At 69.6% G+C, this 15,397-nt stretch carries 1 protein-coding gene (only partly in view); it reads left to right on the top strand.

From position 1 onward, the window contains the following. On the top strand, window positions 1–15,397 hold the 5' portion of the coding sequence (locus tag OHS59_RS38010; RefSeq protein ID WP_328497862.1) for a non-ribosomal peptide synthase/polyketide synthase. It continues 4,814 nt past the right edge of the window; 15,397 of the gene's 20,211 nt are visible here — the first part of the coding sequence; the start codon lies at window positions 1–3; its stop codon lies off the right edge, out of view.

Below are 15,397 nucleotides of genomic sequence, written 5' to 3' on the forward strand. Positions count from 1 at the left end.
GTGCGGCAGCTCGAAGGGCTCAGTGGGGGCGTCATGGACAGTGAACTGAATTTCTGGCGCAGCCAGTTGGCCGATCAGCCGGTAGGGGACCTGCCCACGGACCGGCCGCGCACACCGGCACGGTCCCCCGAAACGGCGGTGATCGAGTTCCAGGTGCCGGCGGACACGGCGGAGCGGCTGCGGGCCCTGTCCGGCGACCTGGGCACCACTCTGCTCACGGCGTTGAGCACCCTGCTCGGCCGGTATGCCGTCACGGACCACGTCTCGCTGGTGGCAGGCACGACGGTGACGAGCACGGACCTTTCGGGCGACCCCACCTTCCGTGAGGTGCTGGGACGGACGGGCCGGACCACGCAGGACGGGTCAGGCACCACGCTCTTCCCCGTCCGCCTCGACTGCACCGATTCCGAAGGAGTCGGGCAACAACTGGGCGCGGGGCAGCTCTCGCCCGCGGACGAGGCGGAGTTCGACCTGGCCGTGCGCCTCGGTGACACCGAGACCGGGGGACTGGACGGCGAGCTCCGGTACAGCACCGCGCTGTTCGACGCGACGACGGTGCAGCGGATGGCAGGACACCTGGTCACGCTCCTGACCTCCGCCGCCACGGACCCCGACCAGCGGGTCGGTGACCTTGTCATTCTCACCACCGCCGAGCGCGATCGGCTGGTGGGGGAGTGGCAGGGAGCTGTTGTCTCCCTGCCCGAGGTGGGTGGGGTGCACGAGCTGATCGCCGCACGGGCGCTGGCCGGCCCTGACGCGGTGGCGGTGGTCGCGGACGGTGAGGTACTGACGTACGGCGGCCTGATGGCGCGGGCGAATCGGCTGGCACATCACCTGCGGGCGCTAGGGGCCGACGCTGAGTCGATCGTGGGGCTGTGCCTGCCGCGTGGCGTCGACATGGTCGTGGCGATGCTGGCGGTGTGGCAGGCGGGTGGCGCCTACCTGCCGCTGGATCCCGAATACCCGGCCGAGCGCCTGGAGTTCATGCTCGCCGACAGTGGCGCGAAGGTGCTGATCGGACACCGGTCGGTGGCCGAGGCGGCGGGATTGGCCGACGGGCTGCCGGTGGTGTGGCTGGACGATCCGGCCGTCACCGAGGGTCTGCCGTCCACGGCGCCCGAAGTCTCCGTACGGGCCGACCAGCTGGCGTATGTGATTTATACGTCGGGTTCGACGGGGCGGCCGAAGGGTGTGCAGGTTGCGCACGGTGGTGTGGTGAATCTGGCGTTGGTGTTGCGGTCTGCGTTGGGTGTGGGTCCGGGTGTGCGGGTGTTGCAGTTCGCGTCGTTCAGTTTTGATGCGGCGGTGCTGGATGTGGTGGTGACGCTGGCTGCGGGTGGGGTGTTGGTGGTGGCCGGGAGTGCTGTGCGGGCTGCTCCGGCTGCGTTGGGTGGGTTGGTGGGGGTTGAGGGTGTGGGGTCGGCGAGTGTGTCGCCGTCGTTGTTGGGGGTGTTGGATCCGGCGGGGTTGTCGGGTGTGGGGAGTTTGTTTGTGGGGTCGGAGCGGGTGGGTGCTGAGGTGGTGGGGCGGTGGGCTGCGGGGCGTCGGATGTTCATCGGGTATGGGCCGACGGAGTGCACGGTGATTGCGTGTGCGGGGTTGGTGGGTGTGGGTGGGGTGGGTGTGCCGCCGATCGGTGTGCCGTTGGCGAATACGCGGGTGTATGTGCTGGATGAGCGGCTGGCGCCGGTGCCGGTGGGTGTGGTGGGTGAGTTGTTCATTGCGGGTGGTGGGGTGGCGCGGGGTTATGGGGGTCGTGGTGGGTTGACGGCGGAGCGGTTCGTGGCGGATCCGTTCGTGGGGGATGGTTCGCGGATGTATCGGTCGGGGGACCGGGTGCGGTGGCTGGCGGATGGGCAGTTGGACTTTGTCGGGCGGGCGGATGACCAGGTCAAGGTGCGTGGGTTCCGTATCGAGCCGGGCGAAATCGAAACGGTCCTGGCCGCGCACCCGCAGATTCGTACGGCGGTCGTGACGGCATTCGGGGACTCGGAGGACCGGCGGCTGGCCGCCTATCTCGTTCCGGCCGACCAGGCGGACGGCATTCCCTCGGTCGCTCGGCTGCGGGAGTTCGCGGCTGCGCGGCTGCCGGCCTTCATGGTGCCGTCGGTGTTCGTGGAGTTGGCGGCACTGCCGTTGACGGTGAACGGGAAACTGGATCGGGCCGCGCTGCCTGAACCTGATTCTGTCCGGCAGGAGTTGGGTGTCTTTGTGGAGCCCTCTGGCCCTACTGAGGCACTGCTTGCCGGGGTATGGGCCCAGCTGCTGGGTGTGGACCGGGTGGGCGCCACCGACAACTTCTTCGAGCTGGGCGGACACTCCCTGCTGGCGAATCGGGCGCTGTTCCGCATCCGGGAAGCACTCGGTGCCGAGCTGCCTCTCGCCGTCCTGTTCGATCAGCCGACCGTGCGTGACCTGGCCGGAGTGATCGAGGGCCGACTGAACGAGGGCATGGGCGGCGGCGGTGCCGTGGTGGCCCCGATGGCAGTCGTCAGCAGGGACGAGGCGCTGCCGTTGTCCTTCGCCCAGCAGCGGGTGTGGTTCCTGGACCGCCTTGAGCCCGGCTCGACCGAGTACAACCTGCCGCTGCCCATCCGGCTGGACGGGGACCTGGACGTCGCGGTGCTGGGTGCGGCTCTGAACAGGGTGGTGGCGAGGCACGAGGTACTGCGGACCCGGCTGGTGGCGGACGTGGACGGGATCGCCCATCAGGTGATCGATCCGCCGACGCCGGTCGTGCTGCCGGTGGCCGACGTGTCCGCCGACGCCGATCCGCAGAGCGCCGCCGAACGGCTGGTCGCACAGGACGCGTTGACCCCGTTCGATCTGGCCGTGGGCCCGCTGGTCCGGACCCTGCTCATCCGACTGGGCGACGACGCGCATGTGCTGGCCCTGTCGGTGCATCACGCGGTCTTCGACGAGTGGTCGGATCATGTCTTCCAGCGCGAGCTGTCTGCCCTGTACGAGGCGTTCCGCGCGGGTGAGCCGGATCCGTTGCCGCCGCTGCCGGTGCAGTACGCGGACTACGCGGTCTGGCAGCGAGAGCAGCTGAAGGGTGAGCTGCTGGAGAGCCAACTCGGCTACTGGCAACAGAAGTTGGCGGACGTTTCGACTCTGGAGATGCCCACGGATCGGCCCCGGCCGGCGGTGCGGTCGTCGGCGGGAGCGGTGGCCGGGTTCGCGGTCTCTCCGGAGACGACGGAGACGCTGCGGGGGCTGTCGCGCGAGCACGGCGTGTCGATGTTCATGACGTTGCTGGCGGCCTTCGACGTGCTGTTGGGCCGGTACACGGGCTCGGACGACGTGGTCGTGGGGACACCGGTCGCCAACCGGAACCGCGCCGAGACCGAGGACCTGATCGGCTTCCTCGTCAACACCCTCGTGATGCGTACCGACTTGTCGGGTGACCCGTCGTTCCGCGACGTGTTGGGGCGGGTGCGGGAGACGGCACTGGGCGCCTATGAACATCAGGACGTGCCGTTCGAGCAGCTGGTGGAGGCGCTGGTCACCGACCGGGACCGGTCGCGCAGCCCGCTGTTCCAAGTGCTCTTCAGCTACGTGGCTGAGCGCGGCGCGTACGTGAACCCGGGCGCGCTGCCCGTCAAGTTCGACCTGGCGGTGAAGCTCGGGGACAGCGGCGACGGGCTGGCGGGAGAGATCGAGTACAGCACCGCGCTGTTCGACGCGGTGACGGTGGAGCGGCTGGCGGGACACCTGGTCACGGTGTTGGAGGCCGTGGCGGAGGACGCGGACCGTCGTGTCGGCGAGCTGTCGGTGCTTGGTGAGGGTGAGCGGCGGCGGGTGGTCGAGGAGTGGAACGGGTCCGTTGCGGCCCTGCCGGGTGTGGGTGGGGTGCATGAGCTGATCGCTGGGCGGGCGGTGTCCGGTCCGGATGCGGTGGCTGTGGTCGCGGGCGGTGCGGTGCTGACGTACGGCGGCCTGATGGCGCGGGCGAACCGGCTGGCGCATCACCTGCGAGCGGTCGGAGCCGGCGCCGAGTCGGTGGTGGGGCTGTGCTTGCCGCGTGGCGTCGACATGGTCGTAGCGATGGTCGCGGTGTGGCAGGCGGGTGGTGCGTATCTGCCGCTGGATCCCGATTACCCGGTCGAGCGGCTGGAGTTCATGCTTGCCGACAGCGGCGCGAAGGTGCTGATCGGACACCGGTTGGTGGCCGAGGTAGCCGAGGTGGCCGGAGGACTTCCAGTGGAGTCGCTGGTCTGGCTGGACGATCCGACTGTCACTGAGGGACTGTCGTCCACGGCGCCCGAAGTCTCCGTACAACCGGATCAGCTCGCGTACGTCATCTACACGTCCGGTTCGACAGGGCGGCCGAAGGGTGTGCAGGTTGCGCACCGCGGTGTGACGGGCATGGTGACCGGACTGTCTCCGGTGCTAGGTGCCGGGCCGGGTGTGCGGGTGTTGCAGTTCGCGTCGTTCAGCTTCGACGCGGCGGTACTGGACGTGGCGGTGACGCTTGCCTCGGGCGGCACTCTGGTGGTGGCGAGCGGCACCGAGCGCACCGCCCCGGAGGCACTGACCTCGATGATCGGCGCGCAGGCGGTCGGAGCGGCCAGTGTCGTGCCCTCCCTGCTGGGCATCCTGCATCCGGACGAGGTTCCCGGCATTCAGACCCTGCTGCTGGGTGCGGAACGGCTGACCCAGCCGGTGGCTCAGGCCTGGGCGCAGAACCGCACGTTGGTGAACACCTACGGCCCCACCGAGGCCACCGTCATGGTCACCACCGGCGCGGTCTCCCCGGACGTGGCTGTGGCTCCGCCGATCGGGGCCCCGGTCGCGAACGCCCGCCTGTATGTCCTGGACGCCCGCCTCAACCCCGTCCCCGTCGGGGTGGCGGGCGAGGTGTTCATCGCCGGCCCGCAGGTGGCCCGCGGATACCGCGCCCAGCCCGCCCTGACCGCCGAACGCTTCCTACCCGACCCCTTCACCGCAGACGGCACCAGGATGTACCGATCCGGCGACCGGGCCCGCTGGCTTGCCGACGGCACCCTCGACTTCATCGGGCGAGCCGACGACCAGGTCAAGGTCCGCGGCTTCCGCATCGAACCCGGCGAGATCGAAGCTGTCCTGACCACCCACCCGCAGATCCGCACGGCCGTCGTCGCGGCCTTCGGCGACACCGAGGACCGCAAACTCGTGGCCTACCTGGTCCCCGCCGGCCAGGCCGACGGCATCCCCTCCGTCACCGAACTCCGGTCCTTCGCGAGCGGGCACCTCCCCACATACATGATCCCGGCGGTGTTCCTGCCGCTCACGGATGTCCCCCTCACTCCCAACGGCAAAATCGACAGGTCCGCACTCCCGCTGCCGGACGGCGATGGGCGGGGTGAGCCGGGTGAGTTCGTGGCTCCGGCCACCACGACCGAGGAGCTGCTGGCCGGTATTTGGCAGCACTTGCTCGGTGTGGAACGGATCGGAGCCACCGACAACTTCTTCGAGCTGGGCGGGCATTCGCTTCTCGCGACTCGCGTCAACTCCCGCATCCGGGAACTGCTGACGGTCGACATACCGCTGTCCACGTTGTTCGACCGCCCTACCGTGCGCGAGCTGGCAGCCGTCGTCGAAGGAGCGGGCCGGGCGATCGCCGTACCGCCGGTGGTGGCGGTGGACCGGGACGAACCGCTGCCCCTGTCGTTCGCCCAGCAGCGGCTCTGGTTCCTGGATCAGCTCGAACCCGGCTCGGCGGAGTACAACATCGCCCTGCCGGTGTGGCTGAGGGGCGAGAAGCCGGATGTGGAGGCCCTCAACGCGGCTCTGACCGCGCTCATGGCGCGGCACGAGGTGCTGCGGACCCGGCTGGTGGCCGGCTCGGACGGTGTTCCGCGTCAACTGATCGACCCGCCCACGGAGTTCATGCTGCCGCTGGTGGACGTGTCCGGCGAGTCGGATCCGGTGACCGCGGCGCGCGACCTGGTGGCGGTGGACGCGACCGTGCCGTTCGATCTGACACGCGGTCCGCTGGTCCGTGCCACGCTGGTCCGGCTGGCTCCCGACGAGCACGTACTGGCTCTGTCGGTGCACCATGTCGTCTTCGACGAGTGGTCGGACCGGGTCTTCCGGCGCGAGCTCTCGGCCTTGTACGAGGCGTTCCGGGAAGGTGAGCCGGATCCGTTGCCGCCGCTGCCGGTGCAGTACGCGGACTTCGCCGCCTGGCAGCGCCAGTGGCTCACCGGCGATGTGCTCGACCTTCAACTCGCTCACTGGAAGGCGAGGTTGGCGGGGGCTCCGGTGCTGGAGCTGCCCACCGACCGGCCGCGTCCGCCGGTTCGGTCGAGCGAGGGCTCGGCGCTGAGGTTCACCGTTCCGGAGCGGACGGCTCGGACGCTGAGGCAGCTGTCGCGCGAAAGCGGCGTGACGATGTTCATGACGCTGCTGGCCGGGCTCGACGTCCTGCTGAGCCGGTACGCGGGGTCGGACGACGTGGTCGTGGGCACGCCCGTCGCCAACCGGAACCGGACCGAGACCGAAGACCTGATCGGCTTCTTCGTCAACACCCTCGTACTGCGCACCGACCTGTCCGGCGACCCCTCGTTCGCCGAGCTGCTGGGACGCGTCCGCGAGACCGCGCTCGGTGCTTTCTCCCACCAGGATGTGCCGTTCGAGCAGCTCGTCGACGAACTGGTCACCGAGCGGGACCGCTCCCGTACGCCGCTCTTTCAGGTCATGTTCAACTACGCCGCCCAGGACGCCGACGACACCCGTGAGACCGTCGAGGCGGACCGGGACGCGAGCCCGGGTTTCGGCGACCACACCGACGCGGGGGCGTTGTCCGCGGACGTGCTGGCCGACAGCCTTCCCGCGAAGTACGACCTGCTGATCACGCTGGGCGACGGCGACACCAGCACAGCAGCTACGGGTGTTGGCGGCGGCCTCGTCGGTGAGGTGCAGTACAGCACCGCCCTGTACGACGCCACGACGATCGAGCGCATGATCGGGCACCTTGTCACGCTGCTGGAGACGGTCGCCGCCGATGCCCAGCGGCCCCTGTCGCAGGTGCCCATGCTGTCGGCGGACGAGTGGGACCTCCTGGTGGACGAGTGGAACGCCACCCCAGCGCTGCCCTCCGCCTTCGCGCCCCGGGGCGTCCACGAGACGATCGCGGCACGCGCGGCCGAACGGCCCGACGCCGTCGCCGTGGTCTGCGGCGAGCGTCGGCTGACCTACGCGGGACTGATGGCGCGCGCGAACCGCATGGCGCACCAGCTGCGCGCGGCCGGTGTGGGCCGCGAGACCGTGGTGGGGCTGCACCTGGAGCGCGGGCTCGACCTGGTGACGGCCATGCTCGCGGTGTGGCAGGCGGGCGGCGCCTACCTCTCGCTCGACCTGCGCTACCCGCCCGAGCGGCTCGGGTTCATGCTCGCCGACAGCCGCGCGACGGTCGTGGTGACTCAGTCGCACCTGTCCGACGCCATGGCTAACGCCATGAGCCATACCCCCACCGGGGCCATCGCTCAAGCCACCACCGAGGTCATGGCCCATGCTCAGGCCCATGCCACGCCCCACACCCCGACCGGCATACGGGCCGAGGCACCCGACGCCGACCGGGCCGCGCTCGTGGTGCTTGACCATCCGGAGACAGCCGCCGCGATCGCGGCGCACCCGGCAACCCCGCCCGCGACGACCGCCACCGACCCGGGCCAGCTCGCCTATGTGATCTATACGTCGGGCTCGACCGGGCGCCCCAAGGGCGTACTCGTTCCGCACGCGAACGTGCACAGCCTGTTCCAGGCCGCGGACAGCACCGGCACCTTCGAACTCGGCCCGGACGACGTGTGGAGCGTGAGTCACTCGTCCGCCTTCGACTTCTCGGTGTGGGAGATCTGGGGCGCACTCACGCACGGGGCCCGCTGCCTGGTCGTACCGACCGGGACCGTGCGGGAACCGTGGCTGCTGTACGACACGCTCGCCGCCGAGGGCGTCACCGTACTCAGTGCCACACCGGAGCTGTTCCGCCAGCTGGCGGACGTCGGCGAGACCGGTCAAGCACTCACCGACCTGCGGTTCGTCGTCTTCGGCGGCGACGCACTGCAACAGGCGCATGTGACACGGTGGGCCGGCAACCGGGGGCTCGACACCCCCGCCCTGGTGAACATGTACGGCATCACCGAGACCACGGTCCATGTCACCCACCACCGGATCGACGCCACGGACCTCGACGCCGACCTGAAGGTGCCCATCGGGCTCCCCCTGCCGGGGTGGCAGGTGTACGTCCTGGACGAACACCTGAGGCCGGCCCCGGTGGGCGTACCGGGTGAGCTGTACATCGGGGGCGCCGGAGTGGCGCGTGGCTATGGAGGCCGGCCGGCGCTGACGGCCGAACGGTTCGTGGCCGATCCGTTCACCGGCGGCGGATCGCGGCTCTACCGGTCGGGCGACCGGGCGCGCCGGCTCCCCGACGGTGTCCTGGAATTCCTCGGGCGCGCCGACAAGCAGGTCAAGGTGCGCGGATTCCGTATCGAGCCCGGTGAGATCGAGTCACTGCTGACCACACACGTGGGAGTGCGATCAGCGGTGGTGGACGCCTTCGGGGACGGCCCGGAACGGCGGTTGCTGGCCTATCTGGTTCCCGCCGACCCGTCGGAGGGAATCCCCTCACCGGCCGAACTGCGCGAACTGCTGCGACAGAACCTCCCCGACTTCATGGTCCCGGCCGCCTTCGTCGAACTGACCGCACTGCCCCTGACCCCGAACGGCAAGCTGGACCGCGCCGCGCTGCCCAGGCCCGACCAACTGCACCCGCAGCAGACAGACTTCGCGGCACCCGCCGGGGCGACGGAGGAGCTGCTCGCGGCCATCTGGGCCCAGGTGCTCGACGTGGAGCGCGTCGGCGCCACCGACAACTTCTTCGAACTCGGCGGCCACTCCCTGCTCGCCACTCAAGTGGTCTCCCGGATCCGCGAGGCGTTCGCGGTCGAGACCCCCCTCGCCGCTCTCTTCGACCGGCCGACCGTACGTCAGCTCGCCGCGACCCTCGACGAGTCGGTCACCGGCCAGGCGGTCGTCGCCCCGGTGACACGGGCCGACCGCGACCGGCCACTACCGCTGTCGTTCGCCCAGCAACGGCTGTGGTTCCTCGACCAGCTCGCCCCCGGAGCGGTGGAGTACGCCCTCCTGTCACCCGTCGGCTGGAACGGCCCCCTGGATGTGGCTGCGCTGGGGGCGGCGTTGTCGGGTGTGGTGGCGCGGCATGAGGTGTTGCGGACGCGGTTGGTGGCGGATGCGGAGGGTGTGCCGCGTCAGGTGATCGACGGGCCGGCGCCGTTCGCGCTGCCGGTGGTGGACGTGTCGGCGGACGCCGACCCCCGGGCGGCCGTCCGGGCTCTGGTGGCGCTGGACGCCGCGGTCCCCTTCGACCTCGCGGCCGGACCACTCGTACGGGCGACGCTCTTCCGGCTCGCACCCGACGAGCACGTACTGGCCTTGGCCATGCACCACGTGGTCTTCGACGAGTGGTCCGACCGGATCTTCCACCGCGAACTGATGGCCCTGTACGAAGCGTTCCGAACGGGCGATCCCGACCCGCTTCCCCCGCTGCCCGTCCAGTACGCCGACTTCGCGCTCTGGCAGCGTGAATGGCTGACGGGCGAGCTGCTCGACACCCAACTCGCCTACTGGCGCGCCCAGCTGGACGGCGCGCCGACCCTCGACCTGCCCACGGACCGGCCTCGTCCGCCGGTGCGTTCCTCCGCGGGTGCTTCGGTGCGTTTCGCTGTGCCGGAGGGTGTGGCGGGGGCGTTGCGGGGGCTTTCGCGTGAGTGTGGCGTGTCGATGTTCATGACGTTGTTGTCGGTGTACGCGGTGTTGCTGGGGCGGTATGCGGGTTCGGAGGATGTGGTGGTGGGCACGCCGGTGGCGAACCGGAATCGTGCCGAGACGGAGGACTTGATCGGGTTCTTCGTGAACACGTTGGTGATGCGGGCTGATCTGTCGGGTGATCCGTCGTTCCGTGAGGTGTTGGGGCGGGTGCGGGAGACGGCGTTGGGTGCGTATGCGCATCAGGATGTGCCGTTCGAGCAGTTGGTGGAGGCGTTGGTCACCGACCGGGACCGGTCGCGTACCCCCTTGTTCCAGGCCCTCTTCAACTACGACTTCGTCGAGGGCGACGGCAGCCCCGAGGACGGCCCCGCGGCGGGTCGGACCGTGGACAGGAGCGGTAGCGCCGCCGACATGGTCGTCGCGAAGTTCGACCTCCGCCTCGTGCTGAGCGACGACGGTGACCACATCGGGGGCGAGTTCGAGTACAGCACCGCGCTGTTCGACACGGTGACCGTGGAGCGGATGGCCGGCCACCTGGTCACGCTGCTGGAGTCCGTGGCGACCGGTGCGGCCCGTCCGGTGGCCGAACTGCCGCTGCTGACCACCGCCGAGAGCGACCAACTGGTCCGCGGATGGAACGGCACCGACGCGTCTCTCCCTGAGGTGGGCGGGGTGCATGAGCTGATTGCCGCGCGGGCGTTGTCGGTGCCGGATGCGGTGGCGGTGGTGTCGGGTGATGTGTCGTTGACGTACGGCGGGTTGTTGGCGCGTGCGGATCGGTTGGCGCATTACCTGCGGGGTGTGGGGGTGGGTGCGGAGTCGGTGGTGGCGCTGTGCCTGCCGCGCGGGGTGGACATGGTCGCGGCTGTGCTGGGCGTCTGGCGGGCGGGTGCTGCCTATGTGCCTTTGGACCCTGAATATCCGGTGGACCGGTTGGGGTTCATGTTGGCGGACAGTGGTGCGTCGGTCGTGGTCGGCCCCGGCGACTTGGTGGACGAGCTGCCGGTGGGGCGGTTGCGGACGGTGGTTCTGGATGATCCGTTGGTGGTGGCGGGGCTGGCGGGGATGCCTTCTGAGGTTCCGGGGGTGTCGGTTCGTGCTGGTCAGTTGGCGTATGTGGTGTATACGTCGGGGTCGACGGGGCGGCCGAAGGGTGTGCAGGTCACGCATGGTGGGCTGCTGAATTACACGGTGGGTGTGGTGGAGCGGTTGGGCTGGTCGGGGGTGGGGGGCCGGTTCGGGCTGCTGCAGCCGGTGGTGACCGATCTGGGGAACACGGTGGTGTTCGGGTGCCTGGTGTCGGGTGGTGTGTTGCATGTGGTGGGTGCGGATGCGGCGGTGGACGGGCGGGCGGTGGCCGCGTACTGGCGGGCCTGGGCCATCGATTTCGTGAAGGTGGTGCCGTCGCACCTGGCGGCGTTGGCGGCGGGCAGTGGGGAGGGGCTTGCGGGGTTGGTGCCGGCGCGGGGGCTGGTGCTGGGGGGTGAGAGTGCCTCGGCGTCGTGGCTGCGGGAGCTGGTGGTGGCGGCCGGGGACCGGGTGGTGGCCAATCACTACGGTCCGACGGAGTCGACGGTGGGTGTTTTGGCGGGGCCGTTGGGTGTGGATGGTGTGGTGGCGTTGGGGCGGCCGTTGGCGGGGTCGCGGGTGTATGTGCTGGATGGTGCGTTGAGTGCGGTGCCGGTGGGTGTGGTGGGTGAGTTGTTCATTGCGGGTGGTCAGGTGGCGCGGGGTTATCGGGGCCGGGGGGCTTTGACGGCGGAGCGGTTCGTGGCGGATCCGTTCGTGGGGGATGGTTCGCGGATGTATCGGTCGGGGGACCGGGTGCGGTGGCTGGTGGATGGCCGGGTGGAGTTTGTGGGGCGTGTGGATCATCAGGTGAAGGTGCGGGGTTTCCGTATTGAGCCGGGTGAGGTGGAGGCGGTGCTGGCGGGTCATCCGTTGGTGCGGTCGGTGGTGGTGTCGGCGTGGGGTGAGGGTGTGGAGCGTCGTTTGGTGGCGTATGTGGTGCCGGATGATGCGGGTGAGGGTATTCCGTCGGTGGGTGAGTTGCGGGGGTTTGTTGGGGCGCGGTTGCCGGAGTACATGGTGCCGTCGGTGTTCGTGGAGTTGGCTGAGGTGCCGTTGACGGCGAACGGCAAACTCGACCGCACCGCCCTCCCCGAACCACAGGGAGTCCAGACCGGCGGAGAGGACGGATTCGTTGCTCCGGCCACCGATACCGAGGAACTGCTGACCGGCATCCTGGCCGAGGTACTCGGCCTGGACCGCGTCGGCACGGCAGACGACTTCTTCGAACTCGGTGGGCATTCGCTGCTCGCCACGCAGGTCATCTCCCGGGTCCGTGAGGTGTTCGGTGTCGAGGTGCCGCTGTCTGCGCTCTTCGACCGACCGACGGGACGAGGGCTCGCATCGGTCATCGAGGACTCCGCCCGGGAGACGGCGCCTTCGGTGACTCCCGCTGACCGGAACCAGGCGCTGCCGCTGTCGTTCGCGCAACAACGCCTCTGGTTCCTCGACCAGTTCGACCCGGGCTCCACGGAGTACATCGCCCCGGCCCACGTACGCCTGCGGGGGCACTTGGACGTCGAGGCCCTGGGCGCGGCGCTGTCCGCCGTGGTGGCGCGGCACGAGGTGTTGCGGACGCGGTTGGTGGCGGGTGCGGACGGGGTGGCGTACCAGGTGATCGACGCACCGGCAGCCGTTCCGATGCCGGTGATCGACGTGTCGGACGCCGGGGATCCAGGGGCCACGGCCCAGACGTTGGTCGCGGCGGACGCGGGGCAGGCCTTCGACCTGTCGGCGGGTCCGCTGCTGCGGGCGACGTTGGTCCGGCTGGCTGCGGACGAACACGTACTGGCGCTGGTCATGCACCACGTGGTGTCGGACGAATGGTCCGGACGGATCCTGCGACGCGAACTGTCCGCCCTGTACGAGGCGTTCCGGGGCGGCGGTACGGATCCGCTGGCGCCGCTCGCCGTGCAGTACGCCGACTTCGCGGTGTGGCAGCGACAGCGGCTGACCGGCGAAGTCCTGGAGGAGCAACTGTCCTACTGGCGGCGGCGGTTGGCTGGAGCTCCGCTGCTGGAGCTGCCCACCGACCGGCCCCGTCCGGCAGTGCGCTCCACCGAAGGCGGCGTGGTGGACGTACGGGTGCCGGCACCGACCGCTCAGGCCTTGCGCGCGTTGTCCCGCCGCAGCGGGACGACGATGTCCATGACGTTGCTCGCGGCGTTCAGCGTGCTGCTGGGCCGGTATGCGAACACGGACGACGTCGTGGTGGGCACGCCGGTGGCCAACCGGAACCGCGCCGAGACCGAGGACCTGATCGGCTTCTTCGTCAACACGCTCGTGCTGAGGGCGGATCTGTCCGACGACCCGTCGTTCGCCGAACTGCTGGGCCGCGTGCGGGAGATGGCCCTGGGCGCGTACGCACACCAGGACCTGCCCTTCGAGCAGCTGGTCGACGACCTGGTGGTGGAGCGCGACCGATCCCGCAGCCCTCTCTTCCAAGTCCTGTTCAACTACGACACGGCAGAGTCATCTGGAGACGCGGGAGGCCGGACGGGCGATCTCAGCTGGGAGAACGCGGCGCCCCAGTCGGGCGGACTCTCCCCGGACGGCCCGATGCTGATCAGTTTCGATCTGGCGCTCAGGCTGGGGGACAGCGGCGAGGAACTGGCGGGCGAGCTGCAGTACAGCACCGCGCTCTTCGACGCCTCCACAATCGAGCGGATGGCTGGGCACCTCGTCTCACTGCTGGACGCCCTCGCCGTGGATCCGAGCCGGCCGGTGGCTGAGCTTCCGCTGCTGACCAGCGCAGAACGCGATCAGCTGGTGGAGGAGCGGCACGGAGCTGTTGTCTCCTTGCCCGAGGTGGGTGGGGTGCATGAACTGATTGCCGCGCGGGCCCTCTCGACGCCGGACGCGGTGGCGGTGGTCGCGAGTGAAGTGACCTTGACCTACGGCGGTTTGCTGGCACGGGCGAACCGGCTGGCGCACTACCTCCGGGGGCGGGGTGTGGGCGCGGAGTCCGTGGTCGGGTTGTGCCTGCCGCGCGGGGTGGACATGATCACGGCCGTTCTGGGTGTGTGGCGGGCGGGGGCGGCCTACCTGCCGCTGGATCCCGAATACCCGGCGGAGCGACTGGAGTTCATGCTCGCCGACAGTGGCGTGAGGGTGCTGGTCGGGCATCGGGACGCGGCGGGACTCAGCTCTGTCGTGGATGACGTGATGTTGCTGGACGACCCGGCGATGGCCACCACGCTGGCGAGCCTGCCGACGGCGGCGCCCGAGGTGTCGGCGGTCCCTGACCAGCTGGCGTATGTGATCTATACGTCGGGGTCGACGGGGCGGCCGAAGGGTGTGCAGGTTGCGCACGGTGGGGTGGTGAATCTGGCGTTGGTGTTGCGGTCGGCGTTGGGTGTGGGTCCGGGTGTGCGGGTGTTGCAGTTTGCGTCGTTCAGTTTTGATGCGGCGGTGCTGGATGTGGTGGTGACGCTGGCTGCGGGTGGGGTGTTGGTGGTGGCCGGGAGTGCTGTGCGGGCTGCTCCGGCTGCGTTGGGTGGGTTGGTGAGGGTTGAGGGTGTGGGGTCGGCGAGTGTGTCGCCGTCGTTGTTGGGGGTGTTGGATCCGGCGGGGTTGTCGGGTGTGGGGAGTTTGTTTGTGGGGTCGGAGCGGGTGGGTGCTGAGGTGGTGGGGCGGTGGGCTGCGGGGCGTCGGATGTTCATCGGGTATGGGCCGACGGAGTGCACGGTGATTGCGTGTGCGGGGTTGGTGGGTGTGGGTGGGGTGGGTGTGCCGCCGATCGGTGTGCCGTTGGCGAATACGCGGGTGTATGTGCTGGATGAGCGGCTGGCGCCGGTGCCGGTGGGTGTGGTGGGTGAGTTGTTCATTGCGGGTGGTGGGGTGGCGCGTGGTTATGGGGGTCGGGGGGCTTTGACGGCGGAGCGGTTCGTGGCGGATCCGTTTGTGGGGGATGGTTCGCGGATGTATCGGTCGGGGGACCGGGTGCGGTGGCTGGCGGATGGGCAGTTGGATTTCGTCGGGCGGGCGGATGACCAGGTCAAGGTGCGTGGGTTCCGTATCGAGCCGGGCGAGATCGAAACGGTCCTGGCCGCGCACCCGATGATCCGGTCCGCTGTGGTCACGGTGTACGGCGAGGGGGAGGACCGTCGTCTGGCGGCCTATCTGGTTCCGGCCGACCAGGCCGTGGGCGTCCCGACGGTGGGTGAGGTCCGGGAGTTCGCGGCTGCGCGGCTGCCGGCCTTCATGGTGCCGTCGGTGTTCGTGGAGTTGGCGGCACTGCCGTTGACGGTGAACGGAAAGCTGGATCGGGCCGCGCTGCCTGAACCTGATTCTGTCCGGCAGGAGTTGGGTGTCTTTGTGGAGCCTTCGGGCCCTACTGAGGAACTGCTTGCCGGGGTGTGGGCCCAGCTGCTGGGTGTGGACCGGGTGGGCGCCACCGACAACTTCTTCGAGCTGGGCGGACACTCCCTGCTCGCCACACAGGTGATCTCGCGAATCCGGGACGTGTTCGGAACCGACGTACCCGTGGCGACGATGTTCGACCATCCGACCGTGCGGGACCTCGCAGGTGCGGTGGAAGGCGCCGCGCGAGGTC

The organism is Streptomyces sp. NBC_00414, from assembly GCF_036038375.1.
Classification (GTDB): domain Bacteria; phylum Actinomycetota; class Actinomycetes; order Streptomycetales; family Streptomycetaceae; genus Streptomyces.